21 protein-coding genes are annotated in these 15,924 nt (G+C 67.0%); 8 read left to right on the forward strand and 13 right to left on the reverse strand.

Going from position 1 to position 15,924, the window contains the following annotated elements:
* Positions 1-194: 194 nt before the first annotated feature.
* A complete protein-coding gene (locus LDL21_RS17070) occupies positions 195-584 on the forward strand; it encodes a hypothetical protein (RefSeq protein WP_225280913.1) in 390 nt (129 codons plus the stop codon).
* Positions 581-1,048: a hypothetical protein gene (locus LDL21_RS17075; protein ID WP_181697803.1), complete on the forward strand. Its 468-nt coding sequence runs from the start codon at positions 581-583 to the stop codon at positions 1,046-1,048. Before LDL21_RS17070 ends, LDL21_RS17075 begins: the two co-directional genes overlap by 4 nt.
* A 3-nt stretch (positions 1,049-1,051) precedes the next feature.
* Here the strand turns inward: LDL21_RS17075 and LDL21_RS17080 are convergent, their stop codons facing one another.
* Both LDL21_RS17080 and LDL21_RS17085 read right to left on the reverse strand, forming a co-directional pair.
* Positions 1,052-1,447, reverse strand: a complete 396-nt coding sequence (locus tag LDL21_RS17080; protein ID WP_225280915.1) for a RidA family protein — start codon at positions 1,445-1,447, stop codon at positions 1,052-1,054.
* Between the two features lie 70 nt (positions 1,448-1,517).
* Positions 1,518-2,156, reverse strand: a complete 639-nt coding sequence (locus tag LDL21_RS17085) for a PadR family transcriptional regulator (protein ID WP_225280916.1) — start codon at positions 2,154-2,156, stop codon at positions 1,518-1,520.
* A 143-nt stretch (positions 2,157-2,299) separates the two neighbouring features.
* Between LDL21_RS17085 and LDL21_RS17090 the strand changes: the two genes are divergently transcribed.
* Together LDL21_RS17090 and LDL21_RS17095 are read left to right on the forward strand one after the other, a co-directional pair.
* Positions 2,300-3,232: an ATP-binding cassette domain-containing protein gene (locus LDL21_RS17090; protein WP_225280918.1), complete on the forward strand. Its 933-nt coding sequence runs from the start codon at positions 2,300-2,302 to the stop codon at positions 3,230-3,232.
* A complete protein-coding gene (locus tag LDL21_RS17095; RefSeq protein ID WP_225280920.1) occupies positions 3,229-4,038 on the forward strand; it encodes an ABC transporter permease in 810 nt (269 codons plus the stop codon). The genes LDL21_RS17090 and LDL21_RS17095 overlap by 4 nt, the downstream gene beginning before the upstream one ends.
* A gap of 1 nt (position 4,039) precedes the next feature.
* Here the strand turns inward: LDL21_RS17095 and glmS are convergent, their stop codons facing one another.
* On the reverse strand, positions 4,040-5,872 hold the full coding sequence (gene glmS / locus LDL21_RS17100; RefSeq protein WP_225280921.1) for a glutamine--fructose-6-phosphate transaminase (isomerizing): 1,833 nt from the start codon (positions 5,870-5,872) through the stop codon (positions 4,040-4,042).
* 10 nt (positions 5,873-5,882) lie between these two features.
* The gene (locus LDL21_RS17105; protein WP_225280923.1) at positions 5,883-6,152 is read right to left on the reverse strand and encodes a hypothetical protein; all 270 of its coding nucleotides are present in this window, start codon (positions 6,150-6,152) and stop codon (positions 5,883-5,885) included.
* Positions 6,153-6,258: 106 nt separating this feature from the next.
* On the opposite strand from LDL21_RS17105, the gene LDL21_RS17110 reads away from it, so the two are divergent.
* Positions 6,259-6,438, forward strand: coding sequence for a hypothetical protein (locus LDL21_RS17110; RefSeq protein WP_067497001.1), 180 nt, complete (start codon positions 6,259-6,261; stop codon positions 6,436-6,438).
* Positions 6,439-6,540: 102 nt separating this feature from the next.
* The gene (locus LDL21_RS17115; RefSeq protein ID WP_225280924.1) at positions 6,541-7,134 is read left to right on the forward strand and encodes a hypothetical protein; all 594 of its coding nucleotides are present in this window, start codon (positions 6,541-6,543) and stop codon (positions 7,132-7,134) included.
* On the opposite strand, the gene LDL21_RS17120 is transcribed toward LDL21_RS17115, so the two are convergent.
* The 8 genes from LDL21_RS17120 to LDL21_RS17155 all read right to left on the reverse strand — a co-directional run bounded on the left by LDL21_RS17120 (position 7,135) and on the right by LDL21_RS17155 (position 13,504).
* Complete coding sequence (locus LDL21_RS17120; RefSeq protein WP_225280926.1) at positions 7,135-8,730, reverse strand: carboxylesterase/lipase family protein; 1,596 nt, start codon at positions 8,728-8,730, stop codon at positions 7,135-7,137. It lies immediately after the preceding gene.
* Between the two features lie 78 nt (positions 8,731-8,808).
* A complete protein-coding gene (locus LDL21_RS17125) occupies positions 8,809-9,240 on the reverse strand; it encodes a MarR family winged helix-turn-helix transcriptional regulator (protein WP_225280927.1) in 432 nt (143 codons plus the stop codon).
* A 524-nt stretch (positions 9,241-9,764) separates the two neighbouring features.
* A complete protein-coding gene (locus LDL21_RS17130) occupies positions 9,765-10,193 on the reverse strand; it encodes a Gfo/Idh/MocA family oxidoreductase (RefSeq protein ID WP_225280928.1) in 429 nt (142 codons plus the stop codon).
* A gap of 293 nt (positions 10,194-10,486) precedes the next feature.
* Positions 10,487-10,900 carry a hypothetical protein gene (locus tag LDL21_RS17135; RefSeq protein WP_225280929.1) on the reverse strand — a complete coding sequence of 138 codons (414 nt, stop codon included), beginning with the start codon at positions 10,898-10,900 and terminating at the stop codon, positions 10,487-10,489.
* Positions 10,901-10,940: 40 nt separating this feature from the next.
* Entirely contained in the window at positions 10,941-11,351 is a 411-nt protein-coding gene (locus tag LDL21_RS17140) for an arsenate reductase ArsC (RefSeq protein WP_225280930.1), read from the reverse strand.
* Positions 11,348-12,445 carry an ACR3 family arsenite efflux transporter gene (gene arsB / locus LDL21_RS17145; RefSeq protein WP_225280931.1) on the reverse strand — a complete coding sequence of 366 codons (1,098 nt, stop codon included), beginning with the start codon at positions 12,443-12,445 and terminating at the stop codon, positions 11,348-11,350. The genes LDL21_RS17140 and arsB overlap by 4 nt, the downstream gene beginning before the upstream one ends.
* A complete protein-coding gene (locus LDL21_RS17150; RefSeq protein ID WP_372462202.1) occupies positions 12,442-12,780 on the reverse strand; it encodes an ArsR/SmtB family transcription factor in 339 nt (112 codons plus the stop codon). Before LDL21_RS17150 ends, arsB begins: the two co-directional genes overlap by 4 nt.
* A gap of 94 nt (positions 12,781-12,874) precedes the next feature.
* Positions 12,875-13,504 carry a winged helix-turn-helix transcriptional regulator gene (locus tag LDL21_RS17155; RefSeq protein WP_225280933.1) on the reverse strand — a complete coding sequence of 210 codons (630 nt, stop codon included), beginning with the start codon at positions 13,502-13,504 and terminating at the stop codon, positions 12,875-12,877.
* A gap of 82 nt (positions 13,505-13,586) precedes the next feature.
* Here LDL21_RS17155 and LDL21_RS17160 point away from each other — a divergent pair, with 82 nt between their 5' ends.
* A complete protein-coding gene (locus LDL21_RS17160) occupies positions 13,587-14,468 on the forward strand; it encodes an alpha/beta fold hydrolase (RefSeq protein WP_225280934.1) in 882 nt (293 codons plus the stop codon).
* 94 nt (positions 14,469-14,562) lie between these two features.
* Here LDL21_RS17160 and LDL21_RS17165 read toward each other — a convergent pair whose 3' ends face one another.
* Positions 14,563-14,985 (reverse strand): FtsX-like permease family protein, encoded by a 423-nt coding sequence (locus LDL21_RS17165; RefSeq protein WP_225280935.1) that lies wholly within the window; start codon positions 14,983-14,985, stop codon positions 14,563-14,565.
* A gap of 138 nt (positions 14,986-15,123) precedes the next feature.
* On the opposite strand from LDL21_RS17165, the gene LDL21_RS17170 reads away from it, so the two are divergent.
* Positions 15,124-15,924, forward strand: a complete 801-nt coding sequence (locus LDL21_RS17170; protein ID WP_225280936.1) for a hypothetical protein — start codon at positions 15,124-15,126, stop codon at positions 15,922-15,924.

The raw sequence follows: 15,924 nt of genomic DNA on the forward strand, positions 1-15,924 counted from the left end.
CGGGCACTGCGCTGTCGGCTGTGACGGCGCACATGAGCGCTCACTCATCGTCGGAACCGGAACGTCGCTGACCGGTTGCTGGTGAACGCCACGCATCTCTTCTATTTCATTTTCGTTCGGAAGTTACTCCACGTTATATCGTGCAATTCCCTGTTCGAATGTGCTGATGCTCAGGATGAAATGGGGTTGTCGACATGGTGGTCGGGGCAGAGAAGGGTTCGCTGAGAGGAAGCCATCGGGCGGTTCGGGTGCGTGCGCGGCGGCCGTTGCGGGTGACGGAACTGGTCACCGGGGCGATGGTGTTGCTCGCCGCGGGTGGCGGAATGGCGGGGCCGGTCATCGCGGCCGTACTGGTGTATCGGGCGGGTGGGCCGCAGGTCGGCACCGCCGTCACGGCCTCACTGGTCGTGGCGATCGCGGCGGTGGCGGTGTGCCTGGTCACCGGGCTCTGGCTGCTGGCCACCGCGTGGCGTCGTCGCACACCGCGCCCGGTCCCCGAGGCCACGACCGTGCGAACCCCGGTGTCCCACGGCCTCCGGCCCCGGCTGGGGATGAGCGGCGTCGCTGTGCGGGGTGCGCCATGACGGCGGCAGAGCGGGTCGGCGTCGTCGAGTGCCATCGGTGCCGATTGTTCGTCGAGGTTCTCGACCGGGACCGGTGCGGGACGCGGCTCGCCCAGCTCCTCGCTCGCGCCAGGCAGCACTGGATCAGCCACAGCGATCGCGCTGTGTTCGGTCCTCGGAACCACTGGGACGGCATCACCCTCGACGATGCCGTCCGCTGCCCGGGCGACCTGGTCGAGGCGGCCGCGGCCGGTTGCGGCTGCGGTGACCAGGCCGAGGACCTGGCCACCGTTCTCATGCTGCTCTCGGGCTGCCCCGTCGTGGTCGAGCCGGTCGCGGGGCAGCCGTGTTTCCTGCTGTCCCTGTACGGCCTGGCCGACGACGATCTGGGTCTCGCCGAAACCCTCGTCCAGGTCTTCGAGCTCGACCATTCCCTGCGCGTCGTCGACCGGACCAGCTGGACCGTTCCCGTCGCCGCCCGCTGACCCTCAGCCGCGGACCGCGAGCGCGTCCACCTCGAACAGCATTCCCGGCAGGGCGAGCGCGGCGACGCCGAGCAGCGTCTGGGTGGGCGGCCGCTCACCCCAGATCCGCGCGATCTGCTTGCCGAGCACGGTCAGCTTGTCGAGGTCGTGCTCGACGATGAACGTCCGCAGCTGAGCGACGTCACCGTAGTCGAGCCCCGCGGAGCGCAGCGCGGTTCCGAGGTTGGCGAAGGCCCGCTCGACCTGTCCGGCGAAGTCGTCGGTGGTGATGTGACCCTGCGCGTCCGAGTCGTACTGACCCGCGATCAGCACGACCTCACCGCTCACCTTCGCGACATGGCTGTAGCCGAATCCGGTGGGATCGTGCAGGTCGACGGGGTTACTGATATCCAAAGGCATGGCATCTCTCCTGTGTGCGCGAATGGTCGGCACAGAGGAGACGACGCACCGCCGGCGAGTGTGACAACCGCTAGCGTGCGTCCAAGGGGTGGGGTCCGGTACTGAAGGGGTTGGGCTCTTCGTCGGCGAGAACGCCCACGAAGGGCTCGCCCTCACCGGCGAACACGTACGCGCCGTCGGCGATGCGCTCGATGAGGCCGCGCGTCCACCTTCCTTCGCTGTCGGCCGAGTCGACCCACATGTGCATGATCTCGCCGATGTGCCCGAGCTGCCCCGGTCCCTGCTCCGGGGTGTAGTACTCGGTCACCGAGGTGCGCCACTGCTCGAGCTTGCCGATGCGCTGTTCGAGCAGGGTCACCACCTCGTCGCGGGGGAGGTCGACCATGAACCCGATGCCCGCCGAGAGCATGTCCACCTTCTGGTCGTAGGAGGTGAGGGCCTCGCGCAGCAGGGTGAAGTACTCCTCGGTGCCCGCCTCGGTCAGCTCGTACTCGACGCGCGGAGGTCCGCCGACGGTGCTCGGCGCGACTTCGTGGGCGAGTAGCAGTCCCTGCTTGGCCGACTGCTTGAGCGCGTGGTAGATCGACCCGGGTTTGGCGTTGGACCATTCGTGGGCGCCCCAGAACTCCAGGTCGTTGCGCACCTGGTAGCCGTGTGCGCGCCCGTGCTGACGGACCGCGCCGAGAACCAGCAGCCGGATCGCTGACATGGCCGTCTCCCTTCCGTGTGGTGGCAACCAAAGGTAGCAGCGGATCAAGTTTGACTACTCAGGCCAGTAATCAAGTTTGACTAATTGAGCTCACGAGCGTACGTTGGCCCGCCTAGTCAAGTTTGATTAATGGGAGGGTTGAAGTGAGCGACCACGAGATAGTCGTCGAGGGCCTGCGCAAGAAATACGGCGCGAAACAGGCGCTCGATGGACTCGACCTGGCTGTGCGCACCGGAACCGTGCACGCCGTACTCGGCCCGAACGGCGCGGGCAAGACCACCGCCGTGCGTATCCTCGCCACGCTGCTTCGTCCCGACGAGGGCCGGGTGGAGGTGGCCGGTCTCGACGTGCGCACCCGGGCCGACGAGGTCCGCGCCCGCATCGGATTGCTCGGCCAGCACGCCGCCGTCGACGAGGAACTCAGCGGCCGCCAGAACCTCGAGATGTTCGGTCGGCTCTATCGGTTGGGCGCACGCGGTGCGAGCGCACGCGCGCAGGAACTGCTGGCCCGTTTCGGGCTCGCCGACACCGGCAAGAAGGCGGTCAAGCAGTACAGCGGTGGTATGCGACGCCGGCTCGACCTGGCAGCCTCGCTCATCTCCGCGCCGCGGGTGCTGTTCCTGGACGAGCCGACGACCGGCCTCGACCCGCGCGGGCGCACCGAGGTGTGGAACTCGGTGCGCTCCCTGGTCGACGGTGGCACCACCGTCCTGCTCACCACCCAGTACCTCGAGGAAGCCGATCAGCTGGCCGACCACATCTCGGTGATCGACCACGGCAGGGTCATCGCCGACGGCACGGCCGACGAACTGAAGGCCGACACCGGCGGCGACCGCATCGACGTGGTGCTGCGCGACCCGGCCCACCTGACCCGCGCGGCCGCGCTCATCCCCGGCGATCCGGTGATCGATGAGGACCGCCGGATGGTCAGCGCCACCGTCGGGGACCGGATCGTCGCCCTCACCGAAACCGTCCGGGCATTGAGCGACAACGGCATCGAACCGGAGGACATCGCGATCCGCCGCCCCACCCTCGACGAAGTGTTCCTGCATCTGACCAAGGAGAACGCGGCATGAGCGTCACCCACCCCCACCCGGCCTCGACACTGAGCGCGGCGCTGACCGACTCCTGGACCATGACCCGGCGCGAACTCGCGCACTGGGCGCGCCAACCCGTCCAGGTGGGCGTCGGCCTGGTGTTCCCGGTGATGATGCTGCTGATGTTCGGCTACCTGATCGGCGGCGGACGCGGCATCGACGGCGACTTCACCGACTACCTGGTCCCCGGAATGCTCACCATGACAATGGTTTTCGGCCTCGATGCCACCATGGTCGCGGTGACCCAGGACCTCGGCAAGGGCGTGATCGACCGCTTCCGTTCGATGCCGATGAACTCGGCGGCGGTGCTGGTCGGGCGCAGCGTCGCCGACATGCTGTCGTCGGTGCTCGGCCTGGCCGTGATGATCGCGGCCGGATACGCCATCGGCTGGCGCTGGCACGACGGACCCGCCGCGTTCCTGGCCGGCGTCGCGCTGTTGCTGCTGTTGCGTTTCGCGATGCTGTGGATCGGGATCTATCTGGCGATGGTCGCGGGCAAACCTGAGCTGGTGCAGACCGTGCAGCTGCTGATCTGGCCGCTGAGTTTCCTGTCCAACGCCATCGCCTCGCCCGAGTCGATGCCGTCCTGGCTGGGCGCGGTCATCGAATGGAACCCGATGTCGGCCACGGCCACCGCCGTGCGCGGCCTGTTCGGCAACCCGGTCGCCGCGGGCGACTCCTGGGCAGCCGAGCACGCGGAACTGCTGGCGGTGGCGTGGCCGGTGGCGTTGATCGCGGTGTTCTTCCCGCTCGCGGTGCGGCGGTTCCGCGACCTGAGCCGCTGACCTATTCGACGGTGACGCTCTTGGCGAGGTTGCGCGGCTTGTCCACGTCGCGGCCGAGGGCGAGGGCGCAGTGGTAGGCCAGCAGTTGCAGTGGGATGGTGAGCAACATCGGGTCGAGTTCCGGCGCGACCTTCGGTACCCGGATCACGTCGTCGGCGATGCTGTCGGGAAGGTCCGCGTTGGTGACGGCGATGACCGGACCACCGCGGGCCTTGATCTGCTCGATCGTGTTGATGTTCTTGGCCAGCAGTTCGTCGTCGGGGACGATCACCACACTCGGCATCTCCGGGTCGATCAGCGCGAGCGGGCCGTGCTTGAGTTCGGAGGCCTGATACGCCTCGGCGTGCACATAGCTGACTTCCTTCAGCTTCTGCGCGCCCTCGCGGGCCACCGGCCAGGCACGCACCCGGCCGATGAAGAACATGCTGCGCGCCTTCGCGTAGCGCTGGGCGATCTCGGCGATAGCCGCTTCGTCACCGATCAGCTGATCGATGGCATCGGGCACGGCGCGAAGACCGTCGACGATGCGCTGCCCGTCGGCGGCCGAGAGGTCACGCACCCGCCCGAGCAGCAGGGCGAGCATGGTGAACGACACCGTCATGTTGGTGAGCGCCTTGGTCGAGGCGACCGAGATCTCGGGGCCCGCGTGCAGGAACACACCGGCACCGCACTGGCGGGCGATCGCGCTGCCCACCGCGTTCACCGCACCGATCACCCGGCCACCCTTGCGCTGCAGTTCCTGCACCGCGGCAAGGGTGTCAAGGGTTTCCCCGGATTGGCTGATCGCCACGTACAGCGCGTCGGGGTCGACCACCGGATTGCGGTAGCGGAACTCCGAGGCCGGTTCCGCCGTGGCGGGGATGCGGGCGAGCTCCTCCACCAGTTGCGCACCGAGCTGACCTGCGTAATAGGCCGACCCGCAACCGAGGAACACCACCTTGCTGATGCCGCGCAGTTCGCGCGCGTCCATGTTCAGGCCGCCCAGGCGCGCGGTGGCGAAGCGGTCGTCGAGGCGTCCGCGCAGGGCCCGGCGCACGGCCTCGCTCTGCTCGGCGATCTCCTTGCGCATGAAGTCGGGGTAGCCGCCGAGCGCGTAGTCCTCGGCGGCCATATCGATGGTGGTCGGCACCTTGTCGGTCTGCTCGGGTTCGGCGCCGAGGGTGCTGGTGCGGAAGCCGTCGGCGCGCAGGGTGGCGATCTCGCCGTCGTCGAGGAACACCACCCGCTGGGTATGGTGCACCAGGGCGGCGACATCGGAGGCGATGAACATCTCGCCGTCGCCGACACCGAGCACGATCGGGCTGCCGTTGCGGGCCACGACCAGTTCGTCGGGTCGGCGCGCGTCGAGCACCAGCAGTCCGTAGGTGCCCTGCACGCGGTGCAGCGCGGTGCGGACGGCAGCCTCGAGCGAGTCGGTGGCGTCGAGTTCGGCCGCGATCAGGTGCGCGATGGCCTCGGTGTCGGTATCGGAGACCAGCTGCACCCCGAGTGCGGTGAGTTCGGACCGCAGCTGTTCGGCGTTCTCGACGATGCCGTTGTGCACCACCGCGATTCGGCTGCTGGTGTCGGTGTGCGGGTGGGCGTTGGCGTCACTCGGCTCGCCGTGGGTGGCCCATCGGGTGTGCGCGATGCCGACATTGCCGGGCAACGTGGCGGTGTCGCCCTTGTCCCGCAGATCCTTGACCCGGCCCTGCGTCTTGCGCACCCGCAGTTTGCCCCGGTACGGCAACGCCAAACCCGCCGAGTCGTAGCCCCGGTACTCGAGCCGATGCAACCCTTCCAGCAGCACCGGAACCGCTTGCCGATGCCCGACGTACCCGACGATTCCACACATGCCGGCTCCTTTACCCGTAGACGATGCGCCGCAACTGCCGTTCGGTGAACCGGGGAGCCGCCACCGGCCGCTGCGCGAGTTCGCCCGCGAGCAACCGCCAGATCTCGGCATTACGCACCTGCCGGGCCTGCAACTCCCCGTGCCTGCGGCGCACGAACTCCTCGGCCGTCTCGTCGAAGTATCCGACGATATCGGCGACCACCCGAGCTGCGACCCGCTCCGGAAGCCCCGTGGACATGGCCACATGCCGCACCAGCTCCGCCGAGGATCCGTCGTTCACCGCCGCAATCTTGCCCGCCGCGACTGTTTCCGCCAAGTTCCCTGCCCGATTTCGGGCAGAATTGTTGCTCATGGCACCGCGCGGGTATTCGGCGGACACTGGAACCATGGTCGACAGAGAACAACGCACCCCCTTCTACGGGGTGGTGCTGATTCTCGCAGCGCTGGGAGCAACCATGGCGGTGACGTTCTACGGCCCGACCTGGCTGCGCGTCGTCGTCTACCTCTTCATGGTCGTAGCCATCATGGTCGGCGGCGTCATGACCTTCCGCGACTACTCCCGCTGAGCTGCGATCCCACCCGCGCCCCTGGTCCCGCCAGCGGGCGAGTTCCGAGCGTTCGCGATCTGCGGGTGCTTTCGGGCGCCGCTGCCGTGGCACCATGCGTGGGTGGGTGACTATTTCGAGCGGATCGTCGATGTCGAGGTGGGTGTGGCCGAGGCGGAGGCGCTCGGCGCGCGGGCAGTGGACTGGATGGTGTCGCGTGGCTTGCTGACGCGGGAGATGTCCAGCGAGTCGATGTACAGCGGGAAGGTCGAGGCGGGTTACGTCCCCGGGCCGCAGTGGGCGGCTGTCGCGGACGACTGGGGCGCCGATTGGGTGCCCGGCCCGGTGGCCGTCATCGTCGGCCGCCACGCCCACCACGGCGGCCAGGGCGAAACCGAACCCGAGTACGCCACCTGCCCGCATTGCGCCACCCGCACCGTCATCATCGATTACCCGAATCAATGGCAAGCCGATGCGGATGTCTGGCAACCCTTTTCAGCCGCGATCGAGGAATGGGTCACCACCGGCGCAGGCGACGTCACCTGTCGAACCTGTCGGACATCCGCGTCGATCACCGCCTGGACCTGGTCCGACGACTTCGCCCTCGGCGTACTGGCTGTCGAATTCTGGCACTGGCCACCACTGCACGACACCTTCGTCAGCGCACTCGCGACCCAGCTCGGCCACCGGACGGTGCACCACACCGGCAAATTCTGACTAACCGATTCGGCTGATTCCCGCCCACAGGTCGCAATGATGCTGGGCGGCAAAGGATTCGCCGGCACTGATCCCCGCGCTGCTCATTTCGAGGGTAGAGCCGGGGGTGGTCGGCCAGTCGGCGAAGTCCGCTGTCACCGGATCGCCGGTGTGGGCGAACCGGGCCCAGCTCTGCTGAATGCGGCGGGAGAGTTGGTCGCCTGCCGGTGGCAACGGGATCGGGATGCCGAGCAGATCGGTGAACACGTAGGGGAGTTCGGCCGCGTGAAAGGCGCCGGGCAGCAACGGGTTCTGGCCGAGCGGTGCTTCGTTGAAGCGGTATTGCCAGACCTCGGCGCCACCGGCGCGCGCGGCCTCGGTAGTGAAAAGCGCTGGGCAAGCGAAGAACCCGTCGGTGAGCACCTTTTCTTTCGCCTTGGCCGCAGAGGGGAAGTCGGCCGTCGGGTATCGGTGCAGAACCTGGCCGGCGTTGTCGCCGAACAGTTCCTGCGCCCAGGTCAGGTAATCGGATTCATCGGGGATCGTGCCCTTCAGGTAGTCGAGCAGGGCGATGAAAGCGGCACCCTCATCGGCATTGCTGCCGACCACCAGCGGTATATCGCGCGCGGCTCCGGCGGCGAGAGCCTCTTCGGGAGTGGAGGTCAACACGACCCCGTCCTGTACTGGACTCCAGGTGACCGCCATCGAATGCAGTTCGGCGCTGGGCGAATCCAGCAGTTTCTCGACCGGAAGCGCGCGCAGGCAGTTCAGTCGCGTGTGCGGATCGTGGCAACCGAGGCTCGCCGCGTAGTCGGCCGACCGCTGGAAGGCGAGTTCCCTGTCCGGCGGTGACAGCGGACTGCGCGCGCACGACCCGCTCTGGATGATCGCCCGGTGGAAAAGGCCCTGTGCCAGCGGCGAAGCGAGCTGTGTGCACACACTCATCCCACCGGCCGATTCGCCGAAGATGGTGACATTTCCGGGGTCGCCACCGAACGCGGCCGCGTTCTCCTGAACCCACCGCAGCGCCGCCTGCTGATCGAGTGTGCCGTACGTTCCGGTGATGCCGCCGGTGCTGTCGGCCAGTTCGGGCAGCGCGAGGAAACCGAACGGGCCGACCCGGTAGTTGGGGATGGCCACGATGACCTTGCCCTCACGCACCAACCGGTCGGGGGAGTCGTACTGAGCATTGGAGCCGAGTACGAAGGCGCCACCGTAGAGCCAGACCATCACCGGAAGTTTCGCGCCTGCGGCGTTCTCCGGCACATATATATCGATGCTCAGGCAGTCCTCGCTGGATTCCTGCAGCGCTAGTCCGAACGGCGCCGGAGAAGCCTGCGGACACTGCGGTCCATGCGCGACCGCCGCACGCACATCCGTCCACGGAGCGGCGGGTTGCGGAGGGGCGAAACGGTTTTCGCCCGCAGTTGCGGCAGCGAACGGAACCCCGAGATATTCGACGATGCCGTTGGTGTGCCGACCGCTGATCGGCCCGCCTGCGACGGTGACAACCGTGTCGTCGGGTGCCGCGGCGGCAGGCGAAACCACCGCCGCACCGGCACTCGCGAGGACAACGGCTACCGCCAGCAACTGACGGATGAACTTCGGGCTCCGCAACGCACGCTCCCACAGTGAAATACTTTTGAAACAAAACTACTGTAGGTGACCGGCCTCACAGACGGAAGAGTGTGCGACCTATTCGTCCAGCACGGACAGCAGCCGCTGCAAGGCGGGCACGGCGGTTTCCAGCGCCCGTCGATCCGCCGATGACAGTTTCGCCAGCGAGTCCCGCAGCATCGCCGCACTGGCCCGGTCGTACCTGACCAGCAGTTCCCGCGCCCGCGCCGACGCGACCAGCACCGCACCGCGTCCGTCCTCGGTCGACGGCACCCGATCCACCAGATCGGCCATCGTCCGAACCAGATTGCTCACCGTCGACTGCGCCACCTTGAGCTCGTCCGCCGCCCGCCCCGGCGCCAGACCATCATGTGCCACAAGCAATCTCAGCAGCTCGATCTGCGCCTCCGGCAGATCGGGCAGTCCCGCCAGCGCCCGCGTCCGCCGCAGTACCGCCCGCCGCAACGGTCCGAGCAACGCACTCAACTGAGCTTCGACGCCACCTGCCATCCCGCCATTCTCCCGGCCTCCGACGAATGGCTGTCCGCGGCTACCTACGTCAGGTGTCGAGAGCGGCGGGGCCGGCCGTGGTGTGCGGCAGTTCACTCGGACAGTTTCGGCATTTCGATCGGGCGGGAGCCCTCTCGGAGAGACCGCGCTCCCGCGACGCCGACCAGCGATGCCGCGATCGCCTGTTCTACCGGAACCAACGGTTGCGCCGTGTTCGACGCATGCGCGGAACCCCTCGAGGATGCGGACCGTGCCCTCGGCTTTCGGCTCGACTGGTGTGCCGTCGGCGAGATACCTGGGTGTGGGCGCGCGTTCTTCGTCGACGGTGGCGCCGCCCACCCATCCTTCGGTGCGCACCCGCACCGACCAGGCGCGATCGCCGGGCGCCCGCACCGATTCCGCCAGCCCTTCGGTGCCGCGCACCGAAACCCAGCTCCAGTGGCTGTCGGGCTCGCCCTGTAGGAACCCGTGCCTGCTGATCGCCAGCCCGCCCCCGCTGAGCCGGACCGCCATGACGACCGCCGCTAGCGCATCGGCGGTGTCGACCGGGTATGCCGACACCTCGACCGGCAGCTCACCGGTGAGGGAAAGAGCGTGTGGGTGCAGTAGGCCGTCGGTTCGATGCGTCCTCGCCAGTGCGCGGGATCGCCGATCAGGCCCGTCACGTCGGCGGGTGACATGGCGTGCAGATAGTCGGCCTCGGTCAGGGTTGGCCGGCTGATCTCCCCGTCCGCCAAGGCTTTCCGGATGAGATTCACATGCGGATGGAACACGTAGTTCTCGGCGAACGAATAGGTGGCCGACGACCGCCGCTCTGCCGCGAGCAACGCCGCCGCCTGCCGCTCGTCCACGCAGGCAGCCGATTCCGACAGGACGTGGATGCCCCGATCAAGGAAGGCGATGGCCAAGGGTGCGTGTTCGTCGAAGTCATTGGCCAGCACCACGGCATCCATGGGGTGATCGAGAAGCGCGGTCCATTTCCCGAAGAAGGTAGTCCCAGGCAGCATCGGCCGCCTCGCCCCGTCGTGCCGCATCCCGATCACACGCGGCGACCACCTCCATCCCCAGCCGACGACACCACATCGCCAGATGCAACCCCATCCGCAAACCCACGACCCCGACCCGCATTGCCCTGTCCCATCGTTCGTTTCGTCTGTCAGAGAGTGCAGCCGATCGAACAGATACGTCACCGGATGCAGAGCGCCCTCCGGCTGTGCCTCCGCCGACTGATGGACGGAAATCGGATTCAGACGACGTCCGCACGTTCAGCCAGGAATTGATCGAGCAGGTCGAACAAGACCTCGACGACGCGGAGTTCCTGCTCAGGACTGAGATCTGTTTCGTCGTCGCGCGCGGGCAGCGCAATCTGCGTAACCAAACCCGACCAGCAGAGGCTACTCTCGCGACGAAGGTGGTTGGCGAGAAGCCACTCGCGAAAGCCGTCCAGACCTCGACCTCCGGTCCGGCGAGCCGCGTAGTCGTAGCCGTTCAGGAAGCACGTCACGCCACGAACCGTGGTGAAACCGATGAACATGCCTGGGCGCGCGGCGAACTGGAGTAGGTACTCGCGCTCCGTCAATCCGTCCGGGGCTGTCGGCTTCCACTGAGTGGCGCGTGCCCGCCGTGCGAAGTGTGCATCGAGACCTGCAGGTTTCTCCACTTGGATACTTCACCATGTCGACGGTGACCACACTTCCGGTTCAGAGGCGGGTCGGCAGCAATTCGGCGATCAAATCCTCGATGCGTTTCTTGATCTCGTCGCGGATCGGGCGCACCGATTCGACGCCCTTGCCTGCCGGATCGTCCAACTTCCAGTCCCGGTAGTCGATGCCGGGGAAGTAGGGGCAGGCGTCGCCGCAGCCCATGGTGATGACGACTGTGGACGTCTCGACTGCTTCGGGGGTGAGGACTTTGGGGGATTGGGCGGTGATGTCGATGCCGAGTTCGGCCATGGCTTCGACGGCGGCGGGATTCAGGGTGTCGCCGGGGGCGCTGCCCGCGGAACGGACCTCGATCGCATCGCCCGCGAGGTGGGTGAGGAACCCCTGTGCCATCTGGGATCGTCCGGCGTTGTGGACGCAGACGAAGAGCACCGACGGTTTGCCGCTCATTTCATGTCCTCGGAAGTGAAAGCCGGCGTAGCACCGGCGAATCGGTTGCGCAGCGCCAGCGAGACGTACACCAGGGCTACAAGAACGGGGACCTCGATCAACGGCCCGACAACACCGGCAAGAGCCTCGCCGGAGGTGGCGCCGTAGGTGGCTATCGCCACGGCGATGGCGAGTTCGAAGTTGTTGCCCGCCGCGGTGAACGCGAGGGTGGTGGTGCGCGCGTAGCCCAGGCCCATGACGGCCCCGAGCGCGTAACCGCCACCCCACATCACGGCGAAGTACACCAGCAGCGGCAGCGCGATACGTGCCACGTCCCACGGGTGGGAGGTGATCTGGCTGCCCTGGAGCGCGAACAGGATCACGATCGTGAACAGCAGCCCGTACAGCGCCCACGGCCCGATCTTGGGCAGGAATGTCGACTCGTACCAGTCGCGGCCCTTGGTCCGTTCCCCGATGCGCCTGCTCAGGTACCCGGCCAGCAGGGGGATGCCGAGGAAGATCAGGACCGATTTCGCGATCTCCCAGGGGGAGGTGTCGATGGTGGTCTGTTCCAGGCCGAGCCAGCCGGGCAGCACCGACAGGTAGACCCAGCCGAGCACGGCGAACATGAACACCTGGAACACCGAGTTCAGGGCGACCAGCACGGCGGCGGCCTCGCGATCACCGCAGGCCAGGTCGTTCCAGATGATGACCATGGCGATGCAGCGGGCCAGGCCGACGATGATCAGGCCGGTGCGGTATTCGGGCAGGTCGGGCAGGAAGATCCAGGCCAGGGCGAACATGAGGGCGGGGCCGAGCACCCAGTTCAGCACCAGGGAGCCGATGAGGAGTTTGCGGTCGCCGGTGACGGTGTCGAGCCGGTCGTAGCGCACCTTGGCCAGCACCGGGTACATCATGATCAGCAGACCGATGGCGATCGGCAGCGAAACACCGTCGATCTCCACCGCACCGAGAGCGTCGCCGAGGCCGGGAATCATGCGCCCCAACAGGATTCCGGCCAGCATCGCCGCACCGATCCACAACGGAAGGAACCGGTCGAGGGTCGACAGCTTGCCGACGACGGGCGGCTGCTCGGCGGTGGTCGCCGTGCTCACGCGTGCACATCCTCGGTGCTCAGCGCGCTGGAAATGCGGGCGAACGCTTCGGGCACCACGCGGTAGTACACCCACGAGGCACGCCGCTCACTGGTGAGCAGCCCGGCCTCGCGCAGCACCTTGAGGTGATGGGAGATGGTCGGCTGGCTCACCTCCACACCGTCGGAGATGTCGCACACGCACGCCTCACCACCGGCGCGACTCGCGACCAGCGACAGCAACCGAAGCCGCACCGGATCCGACAACGCCTTGAACACCGCGGCGAGCTCGGCCGCCTCGGTGTGGGTCAAGGGATCACGAACAACCGGTTCCGCGCAGCACGCGGCCTCGACCATCAGGTTCAGCTCCGACTTCGACATACATCGATATTGACGTATATCGAATCAATGCGCAAACGGTAGCGGTGACAGCTGCCCAGGATGCGCCCGGTCAGCCGCCGAAAACGTTGTCGACGACCGACTCGTCGCCATGGATCTCGACCAACTGGAGGGCGCGCGCTTCATCCAGCGTCAGCGCGCCCGCAGCGAGGCCGAGAAGGCATCCGGGATCGGCGCGTACGCCTGCGTCGAGTTCGCGGCCGTCGTGTCGCCCGACCTCGAAGCCCGACCGGGTACCGCGCAGCTGGAAGAACTCCGCATCGATCTCGAGGCCGATCGTCACCGCACGGCGAAGCTCGACCCGTGCGTTGAGCAAGGCGGGGAGCGCGAGCGCGAGCCACCCGGGGCGGAACGAGTCACCCTCGGTCGGGCCGCGGCTCATCAGCGGCGTCGACCAGCGGATCAAGCCTTCGATCGGCTCGCGCAGCTCGGCACCCCACGGTGTGAGGGCGTACTCGACGATGCTGCCCTCGCCGGTCAACCGCCGCTCGACCACACCCGAAGCCTCGAGGTCTCGGAGCCGGTCCGCCAGCAGATTCGTCGCGATGCCGGGAAGGCCTTCCAGAAGGTCGCGGTAGCGGGCCGGGGCGAGGAGGAGTTCCCGGACTATGAGCAGATTCCATCGGTCGCCGACAACTTCGATGGCTCGGGCGAGCCCGCAGTACTGACCGTAGCTGCGCATCATCACCTACTATCGCTTGAAATTCTAAAGTGCGCGTGAGATCCTCAAGCATACTCTGATGTCGAGTTCTGAGGAGACCACCATGGCCGACACAACCAACAGCGTGCGGCCCGGTTGGGTCGACGACGAACTGTTCCCGTTCGAGAGCCGATTCGTCGAGATCGACGGGCACACCGTGCATTACGTCGACGAGGGATCCGGCCCGACACTGCTGTTGCTGCACGGCAACCCGACCTGGTCGTTCCTCTGGCGCGACGTGATCCGTGAGCTGCGCCCCGACTATCGATGCATCGCCCTGGACTACCCCGGGTTCGGGTTGTCGACGGCGAAGCCCGGCTACGGCTACCTGCCGGAAGAACACGCCGACGTGGTCACCGCCTTCGTCGACCAGCTCGGCCTCGACGGCGTCACCCTGGTCGGGCAGGACTGGGGTGGCACGATCGGGCTGGCTGTCGTGCAGCGTCGGCCTGCCGTCTTCGATCGGCTGGTGCTTGCCAACACCTGGGCCTGGCCGGTCAACGGCATTCTCCACTTCGAGGCTTTCGGCCGCCTCGCCGGCGGGCCGCTGAGCCGCTTCCTGATCCGCCGGTTCAATCTGCTGGTCAACACCTTCATTCCCACGGGACACCGGAGGCGCAAGCCGACAGCGGCCGAAATGTCGCACTACAGCAAGGCATTGGATACGCCGGAGCGCCGTCAGGCTTGCGCCGTGCTGCCCGGCCGTGTCCTGGCCAGCCGGGCATTCTTCGCCGAAATCGAGGCCGGACTCGCCGCCATCGCTCACCTGCCGACGCTGATCGTGTGGGGTGACGCCGACATCGCCTTCCGCGCTCAGGAGCGTGAGCGACTCGAAGCGACATTCGTCGCTCACAAGTCCGTGATCGTCGAGGGTGCGGGAACTTATGTGGAGTCGGACGCACCCGAGGAGTTCGTCGCCGCTTTCCGCGAATGGGCCGCGCGGTAGCGGAACCGTCTGTCCGAGAACGAAATCCGGTCGATTGCGCTCAGCACACGTCGGGCCGACCGGTTGACGGCTATCCGGTCGGCCGACGGTCCTGTTACGCCGCAGCTGCTCGAACCGCTCGACGGCCTGCCGCCGCGGTCACCCCGACCGTCGTGCCCGCACCGAGCACGACGGCGAGCGCATAGGGCAATGGAGCGAACGCGGCGAGCAGATCACCGGTCTTCACTACCGCGAACGGGACGGTGGTGACGAACGCGCCGAACGCACCGGTGACAGCGCTGATGATGACGGCTGCTGCGGCCTCGCCGACGAGCATCCGTTGTGACTGGCTCGCCGTCGCGCCGATGAGGTGCATGGTGGCGAACTCCGGGTGGCGGCGGGCGATGGAGGCGATCAGGTTGTTGGACAAGGCGATTGCCATGAACGCGGCGATGAGGAATACCACCAGGTAGTTGATGGTCGCCATCAGTTCCCCGTCGGTGCCTGCGGCGCCGTGACGGTTCTCGATGCTCTGCATGGACAGCGTGCCCGCGGCGACCCCGATGAACAGAGTCAGGAAAGTGACCGCGGGACGTATCCGTTCCGGTGCGGTGGCGAGGTTGCGTGCGATGAGGTGCCCGGCGGGGCCGTGCAGCGCGATGCCTACTCCTCGACGATGGCGGCAGAGAAAGAATCGCTTCTCGCCGCAGACCAGTCCGCACGCGACGTTGCCTACCAGCAGAGCCTGCCCACTCTGCGAGAAGGCGCGACGGCGGGCCTGACCGCCGCCACACTTGCGGGCGGGACCGCGTTCGTGCTGGCCGTGGTCGCCAGGCGCCGAGAAGGCAAGCGGCTCACTGAGTTCAGTGCGCAGGACTGGGCTGATATCGCGGGCGGGGCCGGCATGGGTTTCGGCAAGGGTGGTGTCCGAGGTCTGAGTATCTATGCGCTCACGAATTTCACCGCTACCTCCGCCGCCGTCGCGAGCTCGATAGTCACCGCTTCTTTCGGTATCGCAGAGCAAGCGAACAAGCTGCGTCGCGACGAGATCGACGAACTGGCGTTCATCGAGAACGCCGAGCTCGTGGCCTTGGAGGCCGCTGTGCGCGCGCTGTCGTCGTTCGTCGGCCAGGCGACGATCCCCATTCCTGTTCTCGGAGCTGTCATCGGCACCACGATCGGCACGGTGATGTACAAGGCCGTCGCGTCGTCGCTGTCGAAGCGTGAGGCGGCGCTGATCGAGCGCTACCTCGACGAGCAGCGCGTCCTCGACGAGCAGCTGGCCGCCGAGTACCAGGAGGTACTGGCGCAGCTGGATCGGGGCATGTCGGACTTTCTCGGGTTGCTCGAACGGGCCTTCTCGCCCGACATCCAGGTTGCGTTGACCGGATCGATCGAGCTGGCGGTAGAACTCGGCGTGGCTGTGCACGAGATCCTGGATTCCGAGGAGAAGGCTCTCGCCTACTTCCTCGATTGA

Source organism: Nocardia rosealba (assembly GCF_020216065.1).
Taxonomy (GTDB): Bacteria; Actinomycetota; Actinomycetes; order Mycobacteriales; family Mycobacteriaceae; genus Nocardia; species Nocardia rosealba.